The following is a 14891-nucleotide window of genomic DNA, read 5'->3' on the forward strand; positions in this document are numbered from 1 at the left end:
TAAATTTATTTTGTCAAGGGTTTTTATAAAAAAATATAAAAATATTTTCTAATCATAATTATCCGTCTAAAGAAAGTGACTGTCTCAGGACCTTGCAAGCGAGACAGACTAAAAACCAATCCCTTCAAGGATTGGTTTTACTGTTATATTTTAAGGGTCCTAGGCCTGGACTAGGTCTGCTTGTTTAAAGCTTAATTGACCAGCTTTTAGGCCGATTTTTAATTGACTTTCTGGCTTGAGTTCACCTGAAAGAAGGAGTTCAGCCAGCCTGTCTTCCACCTCTGTCTGAATCAATCTGCGCAAGGGTCTTGCCCCCATTTCTGGATCGTAGCCAGCCTGGGCCAGCCATTTGAGGGCACTAGTTTGGAACTTAAGTTCAATTCCTTGCTCAGCCAAGCTAGCAACCAGTGGCTGTACCATGATTTTCACAACCTCTTGCATATTTTCGCTAGTTAAGCTATGGAAGACCACCTTTTCATCAATCCGATTGATAAATTCTGGTCGGTAGGCTTTCTTCAATTCTTCCAGGATGCGTTTTTCCATATTTTCATGGTCAAAGCGCAAATCCTTGGCCCCAAAACCAACCGTCTTGTCATCACGCAGGCTAGTTGCACCTAGATTGCTGGTCATAATGATGATGGTATTAGAGAAGTCAACCTTACGCCCCTTGCTATCCGTCAAGACACCGTCATCCAAGACCTGCAAGAGAACATTGAAAATATCTGGGTGAGCCTTTTCCACCTCATCAAAAAGCAGGACGGAATAAGGTTTGTTGCGCACCTTCTCGGTCAACTCTCCCCCTTCTTCATAGCCCACATAGCCCGGAGGGGCTCCATTTAGACGGGAGGCAGCAAATTTCTCCATATACTCGCTCATATCAAAGCGAATCAAGGCAGACTCATCATCGAAAAGGACCTGGGCCAAGGCCTTGGCCAGCTCGGTCTTACCGACTCCGGTAGGCCCCAAAAACATAAAGGAACCAATCGGCCGCTTGCTGGTCCGAATACCAGATTGGTTGCGCCGAATTGCCCGGCTAATAGCTGAAATGGCCTGGTCTTGCCCAATCACCCGCTTGTGGAGCTCCTTCTCCAAGTTCAGATACTTCTTGGCATCTGTCTGGCTAAGCTTTTGGACAGGAATGCCAGATAGGCGACTGAGAGTGGTCAGAATATCCCCTGCTTCTACCTTTAGTTTGAAGCTAGGAGTCTTTTCTTCCTTGGCCAAGAGACTAGCTACTCGACCAAATTGCCCCGCCATCAAGGCCTCATCTGCCGGGCTCAGATCTTTTTCAATATAGGTTTCTGGATTTTTATTTTGCACAGTAGCACTGGCCTCATCCAAAAGATCGATAGCCGAGTCTGGTAACTGCTTGCTGGTTAAATAGCGGTGGGCATACTTAACAGCTGTTTCGATAGCATGGTCACTAATTTTAACCTTATGGTGCTGTTCATAGCTCTCCTTGAGCCCCTGTAAAATCAAGATACTATCACTAACACTGGGTTCTTCAATGCTAATCTTAGCAAAGCGACGAGAAAGGGCTGCATCTCTTTCGATATGCTTTTGGTACTCTTCCTGGGTGGTAGCCCCAACCGTCCTTAGAGTTCCACGAGCTAGGGCCGGTTTGAGGATATTAGCAGCATCCAGCGTAGAATCGATACCCGAACCAGAGCCCATAATGGTATGCAATTCATCGATGAAGAGAATGACATGCCCGTCCTCTTCAATATCATTGATGATATTGTTCATCCGCTCCTCAAAGTCTCCCCTGAAACGAGTCCCAGCTACCACATTCATCAAATCCAACTCCAATACCCGCATCCTGGCTAGTTCGCCCGGCACATCACCGCTAGCCACTCTTTGGGCCAAGCCTAAAGCTAGGGCGGTCTTTCCGACCCCAGCATCGCCGACTAGGACTGGATTATTCTTGGTCTTACGACTTAAGATTTGGAGCATCCGAGAAATTTCTTGTTCCCGACCAATGACCGGCTCAAGCTGGCCACTACGAGCCAATTCAGTCAAGTCCCGGGTATAGTCCTCTAGACCTCCACTGGTCGAAGCCGGCATGCCCATCATATTAGCCATAGTTTGCTTGGCTGCCGCCGTATTCTTATTGAGATTGCGCAGGGCCTTTAGCTCTTCCTTGCCCCAACCCGCCCTATGTTCTAGGTTTTTCCGTAAATCGGCAATTCGGGTAACCCCTTCCTTGTCCTCATAGCTAAAGCCAGTAAATTCTAAGATGCGAGCAGCTAGAGTCCCTCTATCAAGAATCATGGCCAAAAGCAGGTGCTCGGTTCCTAGTTTCTTGGCATGAGTTGCTTCAGCCATCGCCCCAGCCCTGGCAAAGAGCTCTTCCAAACGGTGGGAAAAGGGTAAAATATCAAAGTGTCCTTCTTTTTGATAGGCCTTACCTGTGATATGAAAGGCTGCCACTTCAAAATCATCTACTTCCAAAGGATAGTCATTTAAGACAGAACCTGCCACGCTATAGGGATTATTGGCCATAGCAATCAGCAAGTGCCAAGATTCTAAATAGGAGGTCTCAAAATGACCAGCCAAAAGTTGGGCTGCTTCTAGACTCTCTATTAGTGCTTTTGAATGTTTCATCTTCTTTATCCTTTTCTATCCAGTTGTTGTAGTAATTTTCTCAAAATATTGGCCCGTAAATAAGGAGCATCCTGCCCCAAGACCTGGTCGCTAGTTGTAGCCAAAAAAAGGTTGCCCTCACGCTCTGTCATCAAATTCTCGTCAAATAAAAGCTGAATAAGATCCGCAAAGACCTGCTGGCTGATTCGCTCTCCTAGATTGTCTAGCAAATCACAGAGCATCTGGTGCTTGTTGGAGAAGGTCACCTTGCCAATCCGGATATAGCCTCCGCCTCCCCGCTTACTCTCGACAATATAGCCTCGACTTTCAGTAAAACGAGTCTTAATCACATAGTTAATCTGACTTGGCACCACCTGAAAAACATCCGCAAGCTCACTTCTCTTTAACTCTGCAATACCTGACTGGGCCAAAATCGCCTTGATGTATTCTTCTATACTATCCGATGTGTTTTTAATACCCATGGCAATCCTTTCTGACATTGACTATCTTTGACTAATATTATACCGAAAAATCAGCTTTTTTAAAAGGAAAAAAGACCATTTAGTCAGGGAAATTCCAGAGCAATTCCTTTCCCCTCCTCCAATAAGTCTGCCTTATTTTTCCTGGCAAGCAAAACTCGCAAGAATCCTCTTCCAACAAGAGCCTAGCTATTATCAAAAAAAGAAATCGACTGATTATCGATTTCTTGTGTTATTCTTATCTTAGTTATTAAGTGCTGCAGCCATTGTTGCGGCTACTTCTGATTCAAAGTCGTTGGCTGCTTTTTCAATACCTTCACCTACTTCAAAGCGAACAAACTCAACTACTGAAGCATTAACTGATTCGAGATAAGCTTCAACAGTCTTGCTATCGTCCATGATGTAGACTTGAGCAAGAAGTGTGTAAGCTTGGTCAACTTTAGTGTTGTCAAGCATAAAGCGGTCCATTTTTCCTGGGATAATCTTGTCCCAGATTTTTTCTGGCTTACCTTCGGCAGCAAGATCTGCCTTGATGTCCGCTTCTGCTTGAGCGATTACCTCGTCTGACAATTGAGCTTTTGAACCAAATTTCAAGTGGGGAAGAGCTGGTTTACCAACCATAGCCCGGCTTTCATTGTCTTGATCGATAACGTGGTTGAGTTGAGCCAACTCATCCTTGACAAATTGCTCGTCCAACTCTTTGTAAGACAAGACAGTTGGTTTCATAGCGGCAACGTGCATAGAAATTTGCTTAGCAAGGGCATCATCTCCACCATCAATCACAGAAACAACACCGATACGGCCTCCATTATGTTGGTAGGCACCAAAATGTTGGTTATCTGCCTTTTCAATCACTGCAAAACGGCGGAAAGAGATTTTTTCACCGATAGTTGCAGTTGCAGAAACATAAGCCGCTTCCAAGGTTTCACCTGAAGGCATAGTCAAAGCTAGCGCTTCTTCGTTATTAGCTGGCTTACCTTCTGCTACTACTTTAGCAGTTGTATTTACTAATTCAACGAATTGAGCGTTTTTAGCCACGAAGTCTGTTTCAGCGTTTACTTCTACCACAGCAGCAACATTACCGTCTACATAAACACCAGTCAAACCTTCAGCAGCGACACGGTCTGCCTTTTTAGCTGCCTTAGCCATCCCTTTTTCACGAAGCAATTCAATCGCTTTTTCGATATCTCCGTCTACTTCAACCAAGGCCTTCTTAGCGTCCATGACACCAGCACCTGATTTTTCGCGCAATTCTTTTACAAGCTTAGCTGTAATTTCTGCCATCTTAGATTTCCTCCAAAGTTTTTAAAAAAGGACGGGCTGAGCCCTGCCCTTTAGGATTTTTTACTTATTTAATGTTACTTTTTAGACGTTTTTGACGTCTCATTACTTAGAATTGTATTCGGACTAAAAACTTGGAAAATAGATAATCTCTCCTAGAATCATGGATTCTTCGTCGAGCTTCCTAATTTTCAGGCGTTTTTTTCACGTCCTCATTACTTAGTCTTCGTTTGAACCTTCTACAACTTCAACGATTTCTTCGATTGATTCTGCTTGGCCTTCGTTTGCAGCAAGTTCTGCTTCTACTGCTTCAACAGAGTCTTCACCTTGACGGCCTTCGATAATCGCGTCAGCCATTTTCGCAGTGATCAACTTAACTGCGCGGATAGCGTCATCGTTAGCTGGGATGATTACATCGATATCGTCTGGGTCAGTATTTGTATCAACCATAGCAACCACTGGAATACCAAGTTTCTTAGCTTCCTTAACAGCGATTTGCTCTTTATGTGGGTCAACAACATACATCACATCTGGTATGCGAGGCATTTCTTCAATACCACCCAAGAATTTTTCAAGACGAGCGCGTTGCTTGTTAAGAAGCGCTACTTCTTTCTTAGGAAGAACATCAAAAATTCCTTCTTCTTCCATGCGTTTGATTTCTTTCAAACGACGAACACGTTTTTGGATAGTTTCCCAGTTAGTAAGAGTTCCACCCAACCAACGGTGGTTGATGTAGTATTGACCTGCACGTTCTGCTTCGTCCTTAACAGCTTCAGCAGCTTGCTTTTTAGTACCAACAAAGAGAATAACTGCATCGTTTGCAGCAGCATCACGAATAAAGTCGTAAGCTTGGTCTGCGTATTTTACAGTTTGTTGAAGGTCGATAACGTGGATACCGTTACGTTCTGTAAAGATGTACTTAGCCATCTTAGGGTTCCAGCGACGAGTTTGGTGACCGAAGTGAACACCAGCCTCAAGAAGTTGTTTCATTGAAATTACTGCCATGAGTAATGTCTCCTTTTTGTTTTTTTCCTCTTCTAGATTTCAGCTTGCAGAACAACCCGTAGGCAACCATTCCACAATTCATCTAAAATGAGTATTTGCCGTTCACACGACAATCTTTATTGTATCAAATTTTAGCCGCTTTGACAAGAACCTAGACGGAGTTTTCTTGATTTTTCAAGCAAGTCTCCTTCTTCTTATAAAAAATTTTGACCAAAAAATAAAGGAGCCTCTTTGCCTCTCCTCTTGACGAAAAGCTTTTTTTAGGGTACAATAGTAAACGTTGCGGCGGTATAGCCAAGTGGTAAGGCACGGCTCTGCAAAAGCTTGATCGTCGGTTCAAATCCGTCTACCGCCTTGAATAATAGAGCAAAAGCCCTTTGGGGCTTTTTTAGCTAAAAATAAGCCAATAAAAGGAGTTCTCATTATGAAAAAATTTACTAGTATCTGCCTAGTTCTTTTAGCCAGTCTTAGTCTAGCGGCCTGCTCACAGGCCAAAAACAAGACAGCCACTAAGCCATCTTCTTCAACCAGCAAGAGCTCTAGTTCCTCAAAAGCTAGCCAATCTTCATCGTCTAGTTCTTCTTCGGAGGTAGATGAAAAGACAAAGGCTGAAAATCGCAAAAAAATTCTAGAAACATTTAAGAATATGGGCGATGACGCCTCCTCCCTAAATCTAGTTCCAGATACAGCCGGCGTCCCTGAATGGGAGTCCTTTAAGACCATTAAAGTTGTTAGCCCCCAACTACTCAAAGATGAGCAAGGTTCCCTAAAGACAGATTCGGCCACCAGCTATGATGAAATCGTCAATAAATTTGGTAGCCCGCTTCATGCAGACGAGCAAAACCGCGTCTATACTTGGCAATCACCAACTGCCACCATCATCGTTCAATTTACCGATACAAATTCGGCCAAACAAGCCGCCCTTCGTTTCGATGATTTTACAACAAACACCAACGAGGTGGCTAATGTCAAAGCAGGAGACAAGGCCCAAAATGTGCTCAACAAGCTTGGGCGCCCGCACACTGTCAGCCTAACCAGTGCCTCTACTTCAATGTCTTGGGTCAATGAAGCTGGCGAAGAATATCATGTCCTCTTCCGCAAAGACACAGTCGCTAAGCTTCTGACACCAGCAGAGTTGGCAACTGCCCAAGAATAAAAGCCAGCTGCTAATATTTAATCAGAAATTTTCCATAAAAATATCGCTTAACCTTGGGGCTAAGCGATATTTTTTATAACTCCGCAATCTGGCTGAGATTTACCTCGGCAATAGTGTCGTTTCCAAACATGGAAATCATCATCTTGACCTTGCCATTATCGATTTCGGTAATCTTACCTGTATAGTCTTTAAAGGCCCCGTCGATAATCCGCACGGTATCACCGACCTTGACATTGATGTCAAACTCTTGAACAGTTTGACCCATAGAGATAAGAATAGCTCGAATTTCCTCCTCCAAGAGGGGGGTTGGTTTGGAGCGGTTTCCGTGAGAGCCGACAAAACCTGTAACGTTAGGAGTGTTCCGGACAACAAACCAAGCCTCGTCGGTCATGACCATCTCTACCAGGACATAACCGGGGAAGCGATTTTCCTCAACCTCTTTTTTCTTACCATTTTTCTCTACCTGTACGGTCTGGGTCGGAATTTCCACGCGCAGGATATTTTCCAGCATATTATAGGTTTGGGCCCGCTGCAAGAGATTTTCTTTTACTTTATTTTCATAACCTGAGTAGGTTTGTAGCACAAACCAGCCTTTGTCAAAACTGTCCATGAGTTGGTCCTTTCATAATAAAAAAGCCTTGGGGCTTTTAGTTTTCCTAGCTCCATTATACCATAAAAATGGAGAAAGCCAAGATATTTCAAGTCTTTTTCACAGAAAAAGAGCAGGAAAACTGCTCTTCTCACTAGCCCTTGGGCTCTCTTTAAAAAATATTTAGTAAGCGAACAAGGCCACTTGATACAAGTAGGTCAAAGACATAGATAATGACAACAAAGAAGGCAGTATATTCCAAAACAGAAATAAAATCGACCCAACTTTGTTTTTTTGTTGGCCAAGTTGTATCTTTCAAGACCTTAAAGGTGTCTCTAATAAACTTCACAAGAATCTCCTATCTGGTTTCTTTATGCACTGTGTACTTGCCACAATGCTTACAATACTTATTAACTTCCAGGCGTTTAGGTTTTGGAGTGCTACTTAGTTTTATTGAATAGTTTCTCGAACCACAAACCGCACACGCCAGACTTGCTTTTTTTAATGCCATAACGCCTCCATCTTTCATATTATAACAAGAAACGTGGGATATTACAAGACTTACTTGCTAGAAATTCCTTCCCTAAGTATCCGACCTGAGAAAAAGGAAGCGAAAGAAAGTCTTTCCTAGGACAAACAAAACCAAAAGCAAGAGTAAAGTCAGGGTCAGATGTTTGATGACGCTGGCTACACTAGCCAGGCCGACCACTGTTTGAGAAAGGTTGGGAAAGGAGAGGAGGCAGTGGAGAAGGCCTCCATTTTCCAAATAGTCTGCTGAAAAAGCCAGGATTGGTAAAAGCGAAAGATAGGTCTTGCCGGGCAAGTAGGTCCTAAAGACCTCTAAACTCATATAGGCTAAAGTCAGAGGGAAAAGGGTGTCCAGAGGCAGCTGGATGTAGAGATAGTAGCTGCGCCCGGCAGCTCCCAACTGGGTCAGAAAGGCCAAGATATAGTCCTTATCATAGCCCAACCAGGCGCTTTCGGGTAGTTTGATGCCCGCTGCTGCTTGGCTTAACTGGGGCAGGCTAGCTAGCTGGATAATCGCATAGAGCAAGATAGCCCCGAGCATTGAAAGTAGTAGTTTTCTGTTTTTTAACATCAGAACCTCCTTCTTTCCCCTTTTAGCTATCAATCAGCCAGTCCTAACCACCAAACCAGCTCTTGACTGTATCCCAAAGGTTTTTGGCCTTGCCTGGAATATCAGCCTGATCTATGGCGTCCTTGGCTTGATCAACCAAATTTTTCGCCTTGTCCTGAATGTCCTTGAGGACATCTGAATTTTCCTGAGACTCTTCTTTGGTCTCTTCTGTCCCATAGACATCGACCGGAGCAATGCCGTTTTGGGCATAGGAGTTTTTGTCAGAGAAGGTCGAACCTTCCGTATAAGGCAGGATACTATTGGCCACCGTTCGGAAAATAGCCGAAGCTTCATTGGCACTAGTTCCTGTCAGATAGTGATTTTCATCGGTCTTGGGAAAACCTAACCACTGGCTAATCACCACATCTGGGGTGTAACCGATGACCCATTGGTCTCCTGATACATCTGGGTTAAAGTCGGTCTCAGTAGTCCCGGTCTTACCGGCCATGGTATAGCCGTAAGGAGCCGCATAAATCCCGGTCCCGTTGGTAAAGGTTCCCAACATCATGCTGTTCATCTTGTTGGTCACCGACTGGCTGAGGACCCGACTAGAAGTAGCCTTATGGGTCTTGACGACCTGGCCTGAAGCATTTTCAATCTTAGTAATCAGGTGGGCATCGTTCATGACACCACCATTAGCAAAGGTGGAGTAGGCCTGAGCCATCTCCAGGGGATTGGTTGTGACCCCTCCACCTAGAGAGACACCCAGACTCTTATCAACCTTGTCCATATTAAGGCCGAATTTTTGGCCATATTCAAAGGCTTTATTGAGGCCAATTTCATTTACAGTGGCAACTGCTGGGATATTGAGCGAGTCAGCCAGGGCCTGATACATAGGGACCTGAGGAGCGCTCTGGATATTGCCATAGTTGTTGACAGTATACCCCCCATAGGTCGTCGTCGTATTATCCAGCTCCTTATCCGTAGACCAGCCTGCGGCAACGGCCGGGCTATAGGCAATCAGAGGTTTGATTGTAGAACCTGGACTGCGGGCTGACTGGGTCGCATAGTTGAAGGTTCTAAAGCTGGAGTCCTCATCACTATTGATGCGCCCGACCAGGGCCCTGACGCCACCTGTCTTAGGATCCAGGGCTACACTAGCAGACTCTGCCGAGGTTCCGTCCGCTTCTGATACTGGAAAGAGGCTATCATTATCGTAGATAACTTGTAGGCTGGCCTGGTAATTTTGGTCCAGCTCGGTATAGATTTTGTAGCCATTATTGACGATTTCTTCCTCGCTCAAGCCATAATCGTTGATGGCTTCATTGATAAGGGCATCAAAGTAGGAAGGATAGCGATAGTCTTCAGACTTACCGGCATAGGCATCTATGAGTTGGCCACCCAAGCCCACGGTAGCAGCCTGGTCGGCTGCCCCTTGCTCAATATAGCCAGCCGCCACCATATTTTGGAGGACGGTATTGCGGCGATTGGTGGCATTTTCAACCGAGGCCAGGGGATTATAGAGTTCGGGTCCCTTTAGCATACCGGCTAGAGTAGCGGCCTGGTCCAGCGACAGCTGGTTGGCCGAAACTCCGAAGTACTTCTTGCTGGCATCCTCGACCCCCCAGACCCCATTTCCAAAATAGGAATTATTGAGGTACATGGTGAGAATCTCGTCCTTGCTGTACTTCTTGGTCAGCTCTAAGGCTAGAAAGAACTCCTTGGCCTTACGCTCAATAGTCTGATCCTGAGATAGGTAGGCATTCTTGGCCAGCTGCTGGGTGATGGTCGACCCCCCTCCTGAACGGCCGGCGGTCAAGATGGCCATGATAAAGCGACCATAGTTGATTCCGCTATTCTTATAGAAGGTCCGATCCTCTGTCGCAATGACGGCATTTTGTAAATCCTTACTAATGGCATCCAGCTCGACATAGGTCCCTTTCTGGCCGGACAGACTGCCTGCCTCATTGTTGTCCTTATCATAGATTAGGGTCTTGGCCTTGAGGGCGTTTTTCAAATCATTGACATTGGTGGTCTTGGCCACATAAAAGAGATAGGCACCAGTAATCAGACTAAAGGTCAACCCGATAATCAGGAAAATCTTAGTCAGATGATACTTGCGCCAGAAGCGACGAAATGGGTGCTGGGAGACTGGCTTGTGCTTCTTACCAGTCCGACTCAAACCAGACGCCTGTTCATTGTCTTCCTGATCGCGATTGCCTCGCTTGGACTCGTCCTTCTTAAAATGATTGATGAGTTTTTCAAAAATTTCATTTACTTTCTTCATAACCCTATTTTATCACCTTCTATTTATCCAGACAAGAAAGGACCTGTTTTTCCCCTCTTATTTTGGGCAAAACTCGAAAAATCCGTCTTAAGTCCGAGTTTGTATTTTCACTTGGCAACTTTTTTGCTACAATAGCAGTATGAAATTTAGCTTTATCCTACCTGAGTCCCTGCCAAGCATGACCGTTAAGAGGCTGCTGGAGGACTATTTTCTGATCCCTAGAAAGATTCGTCACTTTCTGCGCACTAAAAAACACCTCTGGGTCAATCAAAAAGAGGTCAACTGGCAAAGTCTAGTCCAGCCGGGCGATGAACTGACCCTCTTTTTCGACGACCAGGACTATCCAGACAAGGACCTACTCTTAGGAGAAGCTAATCTGGTAGAGGAGCTCTATCAAGACCAGCACCTGATTGTCGTCAATAAGCCCGAGGGGATGAAAACCCATGCCAACCAACCGACCGAGCTGGCCCTGCTCAATCATGTTTCGGCCTATGTCGGCCAGACCTGCTATGTGGTCCACCGTTTGGATAAGGAGACCAGCGGGGCTGTTCTCTTTGCCAAAAATCCCTTTGTCCTGCCTGTTCTCAACCGCCTCTTGGAAAAACGACAAATCAAGCGGGAATACTGGGCCCTAGTCGAGCAAGCCTTCCAGCAAAGGGAAGCAATTTTTAGAGAACCGATTGGCCGCGACCGCCACGACCGCAGGAAAAGACGGGTTGACCCCAAACAAGGAAAAAGGGCCCTGACCCGGGTTAGTCGCTTGAAAAACTTTCCCCACCAAGCCCTGCTTAAGTGTCAGTTGGAAACCGGCCGGACCCACCAAATCCGAGTCCACCTGGCCCACCATGACCACCCCCTAGTCGGAGACCCCCTCTACAATCCCCATAAGGGGCCCCGCCTTATGCTTCATGCCCACCGACTTCGCTTCATCCATCCTTTTAGTCAAAAAGAAATCTGCCTCGAAGCTCCCTCAGCTAGCTTTGAGGCCCAGATTCAGCTCTTAAAAAATAAGGGCTAACTTATATCAAACTGCCCTAACCCTGACTTGCTTGCAGACCAGTCAGGGTTTTTGTCATGCTCAAAACCTGAACTTAAAAAGGGTGCCCTAGTCTAGCAGCAATAAAAAGGAGGCACCCTTTGTTAAGATCCTTCCTTAACCAGTTTTCTAAATTTACTTGAAGTAGCTTTGAACTATGGGTTTTCAAGAGGGCTAAAATCCCCCTTCTAGGACTTAAAAATAGGACTTCATTGCTCCAGCTTTTCTTAAAGAAAGCCAAACTTTTTCTTAAACAAAGCTGATATCAGTTAGCTTTAAGCTCCTGTCTTTATACTATCTATAACTTTTCTACAAACTATCTAAGAAAGAGGTATGGATATGGACTATATCGTAATCCCGGCCTATGAGCCCGACTTAAATCTCATCCATCTATTAAAAAAAATTAGGCAAGAGACTGACTTTCAGATTATCCTGGTCAACGACGGAAGTTCGCCAGCCTCCCGGCCCATCTTTGAAGAAGCTCAATTTTTCGCTACCCTCCTTGAACACCGAGAAAATCAGGGCAAGGGTCAAGCCCTCAAAACGGCCTTTGACTATCTCCACTTAATCGGTCAATATGGGGTTATTGTAACTGCTGATGCAGACGGTCAGCACCAGCTAACCGACATCTTGCGCGTGGCCGAGAGTGCTCGCAAGCATCCCCAGGAATTAGTCCTAGGAGTCCGTGCCTTTTCTGGCAAGGTCCCCTTGCGGAGCCGCTTTGGCAACCAGCTCACCCGTCTGGTCTTTAAGCAACAGACGGGTCTAGCCCTCTCTGATACCCAGACGGGCCTAAGAGCCTTCACCAGCAATCTACTCCCCTTTCTACTAGAAATCGAGGGGCAACGTTATGAGTATGAAATGAATATGCTACTGAGGGCCGCCAAGGTCTATCCGATTCGCGAGGTCCCCATTGAAACCATTTATATCAATGATAATCAAGCCTCTCACTTCCGCCCCCTAAGAGACGGTCTCCTGATTTACAAGGATATCTTTCGTTTTGCCCTAGCTTCTCTTAGCAGCTTTGTGGTTGACTATCTGGTCTATGCCCTGGTCCTTTTTCTCATGGGAACCGCTCCTAGCAGTCTCAAAATTTTACTGGCCAATAGTACAGCCAGACTAGTCAGCTCCAGTTTTAATTACTGGACCAATAAAAAAATGGTCTTTAAAAATGAGGACAGCCTGATAAAGACGGGAACAGGCTACCTGGGTCTAGCCCTGGGTCTCTTTATCCTCGACACCCTTCTTATCCGCATTTTTTACAGTCTCTTTGGTCTTGATTTACTAGTGACCAAGGTTCTAGTCAGCCTCCTCCTTTTCTCGCTTTCCTGGCTGGTTCAAAAGAAAATCATCTTTAAAAGCAGCAAGCAGGAAGTAAAAGCATAGACAAGGAGGGACTAGCAACAAAATCCTAGTCGTTTAAGAGACAAGTGGATTTTGCTAAGATTTCCCCTTAGAAAGGATTGATTTATTTACATGAAATTTTTTAGAAAACCCTATGCCTACGCCTCTGTCTTTGGCTGCTTGCTTCTGGCTTCCTTTAGCTACTCCCTCCTTAAGACCTTTGTCATTTCAGAAACTATTTCCAAGGTCACTAGTAGCCAAACAGCCAGCCAGACTTCAAGCAAGGCTAGTCAGGCGGCCCAGAATGCTAGCAGGAGCGACAACAGCTACAAGGACGACAACATTTCTATTAACTTGACCGAAAAAACGGTGGCAAATACCCAGGTCTATGTGGCAGATGTCACGGTCTCTTCGCCTGAATACCTCAAAACAGCCCTGGCCCAAAACACCTACGGCAACAATGTCACCGCCAAAACCTCGGTCACCGCAGCCAACAATAGCGCCATTTTAGCCATCAACGGCGACTACTATGGCGCCAATAGGACAGGCTATGTCATCCGCAATGGCCAAATTTATCGGAATAGCATTCGCGAAGACGCCGACAATGGAGATTTGGCCATCTACAAGGACGGGAGCTTTGGCATCGTCTATGAAAACCAAACCAGCGCCGAGGATTTAGTCAAGCAAGGGGTAGTCAATCTGCTAGCTTTTGGCCCCTCTCTGGTAGAAAATGGCAAAATTAGTGTCTCAGAAAATTCTGAGGTCGGCCAGTCCATGGCCTCCAACCCTCGGACGGCCATTGGTATCATTGATGAAAACCACTATATCATCGTTGTTTCAGATGGACGAACCTCTGAAAGCAAGGGCCTCTCTCTCTATCAGCTAGCTGAGGTCATGCAATCTTATGGGGTCAAAACCGCCTATAATCTCGATGGCGGCGGCTCGTCCACCCTCTACTTCAATGGTAAAGTTATCAATAAACCAACAACCAACGGAAATATATCAGAAAGGGCGGTGAGCGACATTGTCTACATCGGTTACTAATCCAAGAAAAAAACGCTTGAAAAAAACAGCCATCACTTATAGCCTAGTCACCATCTTCTTCTTTGCCTTTAGCCGTATCTACGAGCATTTCAGCTTTGGAGAAACCTCCGTTTACATGCACTGGCTCTTTAGCGTGACCCTTATCGGGGGGCTGGGGCTCCTTCTCATCATGAAAATAATTCCCAATCTCTCACGGCTCAGCCTCAATCTCTGGAACTCTGCTGTCGCTATTTTCAGCGCAGGTGTCCTTTTCAGAGGCATTGTCAATCTCTCGGGCCGTTCCACCACACTGGACCAAGTCTATCTCTATGCAGGCCTCGCCTTTGCAGGTCTGACCCTCCTATCTATTCTCTTCACCCGCAGTGTTTGGGAGGAGGATGAAATATAAATTAAAGGCCTAGCTATACAAGCTAGGCCTCTTTGGTCTTTAGTTGTTTTCTATCCAATAGCGCTTCATGTAGAAACCGTCCTTCTTATTAAGTCTACTATCTTCATAGATTCCACCATTAGCAAGAATCGTTCTTTCCGAGCCTTTATTCCAATCAGCGCAAGTCACAAGTACCTTATTAAGACCAAGTTTTTTGGCTTCTTGCAAGGCCAAAGCTAGTTGCTGTTGCCCATAGCCCTTCCCCCGCTCGCTGGGACAAATAGAGTAGCCGATATGCCCTGCAATATTAAGAAAAAAATCTTGATTAAGGTCGTGACGGATATTACAAATACCAACTATTTTCTGGTCACTTTGACGGATACAGAGAAAAGTAGAGGATGGAGAAGAGCCCTTATCGCAAGTCTCCTTGTTTGAAAGGCGCTCAGTATGACGCAACCAATCAAGCATATCATCATATTTTGCCAAATCACAGCCACCATACAAATGCTCCTCAGAAAAGGCAGCCTTATAAGTCAATAATTGCTGCTCAAAGGCCAAGCTCGGCTGAACTAATTTTAATTCTTCTATAGTGATAAGCTCCTTTTATTCTTTTCTTATTTTACCACAAAATAAGAAAAGATA

The 14891-nt window shown here is 45.3% G+C and carries 15 protein-coding genes and 1 tRNA gene; 6 read left to right on the forward strand and 10 right to left on the reverse strand.

Annotated features, from left to right (window positions below):
- Positions 1 to 159 precede the first annotated feature (159 nt).
- From C4K46_RS07955 to rpsB, 4 genes are all read right to left on the reverse strand, one after another.
- Positions 160 to 2604, reverse strand: coding sequence for an ATP-dependent Clp protease ATP-binding subunit (locus C4K46_RS07955; protein ID WP_209628358.1), 2445 nt, complete (start codon positions 2602 to 2604; stop codon positions 160 to 162).
- 5 nt (positions 2605 to 2609) lie between these two features.
- Complete coding sequence (locus C4K46_RS07960) at positions 2610 to 3065, reverse strand: CtsR family transcriptional regulator (RefSeq protein ID WP_209628404.1); 456 nt, start codon at positions 3063 to 3065, stop codon at positions 2610 to 2612.
- Positions 3066 to 3305: 240 nt separating this feature from the next.
- On the reverse strand, positions 3306 to 4346 hold the full coding sequence (gene tsf, locus C4K46_RS07965; RefSeq protein ID WP_209628359.1) for a translation elongation factor Ts: 1041 nt from the start codon (positions 4344 to 4346) through the stop codon (positions 3306 to 3308).
- Positions 4347 to 4562: 216 nt separating this feature from the next.
- The gene (gene rpsB / locus C4K46_RS07970; protein WP_209628360.1) at positions 4563 to 5348 is read right to left on the reverse strand and encodes a 30S ribosomal protein S2; all 786 of its coding nucleotides are present in this window, start codon (positions 5346 to 5348) and stop codon (positions 4563 to 4565) included.
- A 284-nt stretch (positions 5349 to 5632) separates the two neighbouring features.
- On the opposite strand from rpsB, the gene C4K46_RS07975 reads away from it, so the two are divergent.
- Positions 5633 to 5703 (forward strand) — tRNA-Cys (locus C4K46_RS07975).
- A 69-nt stretch (positions 5704 to 5772) separates the two neighbouring features.
- On the forward strand, positions 5773 to 6504 hold the full coding sequence (locus tag C4K46_RS07980) for a hypothetical protein (protein WP_209628361.1): 732 nt from the start codon (positions 5773 to 5775) through the stop codon (positions 6502 to 6504).
- Positions 6505 to 6577: 73 nt separating this feature from the next.
- On the opposite strand, the gene nusG is transcribed toward C4K46_RS07980, so the two are convergent.
- The 5 genes from nusG to pbp2a form a co-directional block, all read right to left on the reverse strand.
- Entirely contained in the window at positions 6578 to 7114 is a 537-nt protein-coding gene (gene nusG, locus C4K46_RS07985; protein WP_209628362.1) for a transcription termination/antitermination protein NusG, read from the reverse strand.
- 151 nt (positions 7115 to 7265) lie between these two features.
- On the reverse strand, positions 7266 to 7442 hold the full coding sequence (secE, locus tag C4K46_RS07990) for a preprotein translocase subunit SecE (RefSeq protein ID WP_209628363.1): 177 nt from the start codon (positions 7440 to 7442) through the stop codon (positions 7266 to 7268).
- A gap of 9 nt (positions 7443 to 7451) precedes the next feature.
- Complete coding sequence (gene rpmG / locus C4K46_RS07995) at positions 7452 to 7604, reverse strand: 50S ribosomal protein L33 (RefSeq protein ID WP_209628364.1); 153 nt, start codon at positions 7602 to 7604, stop codon at positions 7452 to 7454.
- Positions 7605 to 7676: 72 nt separating this feature from the next.
- Positions 7677 to 8192, reverse strand: a complete 516-nt coding sequence (locus C4K46_RS08000) for a hypothetical protein (protein ID WP_209628365.1) — start codon at positions 8190 to 8192, stop codon at positions 7677 to 7679.
- A gap of 43 nt (positions 8193 to 8235) precedes the next feature.
- Positions 8236 to 10458 carry a penicillin-binding protein PBP2A gene (gene pbp2a / locus C4K46_RS08005; protein WP_209628366.1) on the reverse strand — a complete coding sequence of 741 codons (2223 nt, stop codon included), beginning with the start codon at positions 10456 to 10458 and terminating at the stop codon, positions 8236 to 8238.
- 139 nt (positions 10459 to 10597) lie between these two features.
- On the opposite strand from pbp2a, the gene C4K46_RS08010 reads away from it, so the two are divergent.
- The 4 genes from C4K46_RS08010 to C4K46_RS08025 all read left to right on the forward strand — a co-directional run bounded on the left by C4K46_RS08010 (position 10598) and on the right by C4K46_RS08025 (position 14270).
- Positions 10598 to 11476, forward strand: a complete 879-nt coding sequence (locus tag C4K46_RS08010) for an RluA family pseudouridine synthase (protein WP_209628367.1) — start codon at positions 10598 to 10600, stop codon at positions 11474 to 11476.
- A 351-nt stretch (positions 11477 to 11827) separates the two neighbouring features.
- The gene (locus C4K46_RS08015; protein ID WP_209628368.1) at positions 11828 to 12880 is read left to right on the forward strand and encodes a bifunctional glycosyltransferase family 2/GtrA family protein; all 1053 of its coding nucleotides are present in this window, start codon (positions 11828 to 11830) and stop codon (positions 12878 to 12880) included.
- Between the two features lie 90 nt (positions 12881 to 12970).
- Positions 12971 to 13882 carry a phosphodiester glycosidase family protein gene (locus C4K46_RS08020; RefSeq protein WP_209628369.1) on the forward strand — a complete coding sequence of 304 codons (912 nt, stop codon included), beginning with the start codon at positions 12971 to 12973 and terminating at the stop codon, positions 13880 to 13882.
- Positions 13863 to 14270, forward strand: coding sequence for a hypothetical protein (locus C4K46_RS08025; protein WP_209628370.1), 408 nt, complete (start codon positions 13863 to 13865; stop codon positions 14268 to 14270). Before C4K46_RS08020 ends, C4K46_RS08025 begins: the two co-directional genes overlap by 20 nt.
- A 39-nt stretch (positions 14271 to 14309) precedes the next feature.
- Here the strand turns inward: C4K46_RS08025 and C4K46_RS08030 are convergent, their stop codons facing one another.
- A complete protein-coding gene (locus C4K46_RS08030; protein WP_209628405.1) occupies positions 14310 to 14837 on the reverse strand; it encodes a GNAT family N-acetyltransferase in 528 nt (175 codons plus the stop codon).
- Between the last annotated feature and the right edge of the window lie 54 nt (positions 14838 to 14891).

It is taken from the genome of Streptococcus oricebi (assembly GCF_017883985.1).
GTDB classification, from domain to species: domain Bacteria; phylum Bacillota; class Bacilli; order Lactobacillales; family Streptococcaceae; genus Streptococcus; species Streptococcus oricebi.

Excerpts from the sequence above, each read along its gene's own strand:
- C4K46_RS07955 (WP_209628358.1), bottom strand. The coding sequence starts at position 2,604 with ATGAAACATTCAAAAGCACTAATAGAGAGTCTAGAAGCAGCCCAACTT.
- C4K46_RS07960 (WP_209628404.1), bottom strand. The coding sequence starts at position 3,065 with ATGGGTATTAAAAACACATCGGATAGTATAGAAGAATACATCAAGGCG.
- tsf (WP_209628359.1), bottom strand. The coding sequence starts at position 4,346 with ATGGCAGAAATTACAGCTAAGCTTGTAAAAGAATTGCGCGAAAAATCA.
- rpsB (WP_209628360.1), bottom strand. The coding sequence starts at position 5,348 with ATGGCAGTAATTTCAATGAAACAACTTCTTGAGGCTGGTGTTCACTTC.
- C4K46_RS07980 (WP_209628361.1), top strand. The coding sequence starts at position 5,773 with ATGAAAAAATTTACTAGTATCTGCCTAGTTCTTTTAGCCAGTCTTAGT.
- nusG (WP_209628362.1), bottom strand. The coding sequence starts at position 7,114 with ATGGACAGTTTTGACAAAGGCTGGTTTGTGCTACAAACCTACTCAGGT.
- rpmG (WP_209628364.1), bottom strand. The coding sequence starts at position 7,604 with ATGGCATTAAAAAAAGCAAGTCTGGCGTGTGCGGTTTGTGGTTCGAGA.
- C4K46_RS08000 (WP_209628365.1), bottom strand. The coding sequence starts at position 8,192 with ATGTTAAAAAACAGAAAACTACTACTTTCAATGCTCGGGGCTATCTTG.
- pbp2a (WP_209628366.1), bottom strand. The coding sequence starts at position 10,458 with ATGAAGAAAGTAAATGAAATTTTTGAAAAACTCATCAATCATTTTAAG.
- C4K46_RS08010 (WP_209628367.1), top strand. The coding sequence starts at position 10,598 with ATGAAATTTAGCTTTATCCTACCTGAGTCCCTGCCAAGCATGACCGTT.
- C4K46_RS08015 (WP_209628368.1), top strand. The coding sequence starts at position 11,828 with ATGGATATGGACTATATCGTAATCCCGGCCTATGAGCCCGACTTAAAT.
- C4K46_RS08020 (WP_209628369.1), top strand. The coding sequence starts at position 12,971 with ATGAAATTTTTTAGAAAACCCTATGCCTACGCCTCTGTCTTTGGCTGC.